The sequence below is a fragment of the Ferrovum myxofaciens genome, from assembly GCF_000735045.1.
In the GTDB taxonomy this organism is placed as follows: Bacteria; Pseudomonadota; Gammaproteobacteria; order Burkholderiales; family Ferrovaceae; genus Ferrovum; species Ferrovum myxofaciens.
The window spans coordinates 1-415 of record NZ_JPOQ01000429.1; the positions used below are offsets into that span (position 1 = coordinate 1).

The 415-nt window shown below is 52.5% G+C and carries 1 protein-coding gene; it reads right to left on the reverse strand.

Annotation, left to right across the window (positions count from 1 at the left end; translation table 11 throughout):
• The coding region (locus tag IV91_RS18700) for a type ISP restriction/modification enzyme (protein WP_035418726.1) at positions 1-415 on the reverse strand (415 nt) is incomplete at both ends.

Genomic DNA, 415 nt, shown 5'->3' on the forward strand with positions numbered 1-415 from the left:
GGCCTCTCCCGGATAGGCTGTCTCAAAATGCGCCAACCCTTCATCGGTAAGGGCATAACGGCGGGTACGGGAACGAGCCACAGGCTGATGTGATTCTCCAAACAGGCTATCCATCCGGGACTCTACTGGTTCCTCTACCCGTTCACCCTCGTCGTACAGGTACAGGGGGAAGCATTGTCCTGTATCCAGGGTATGCAAATTTGGTAAGGCATTCACGATCAACGCAGAAAACCCACTCCTTGCCCCAATGCCCGACACACAGATCACCCGGTTTTCCGCTGCGCTGTCCGGAAAAATCCGTGGCATCTGGTACACGCGTTCGTTGAATCGACGGTTGTAATAGAGCCACTGCTTGGTAAACGGTCGGTATAAACTCGCGATCAGAGAATTTTTATCAAGAAGATGTCTTTTCCCG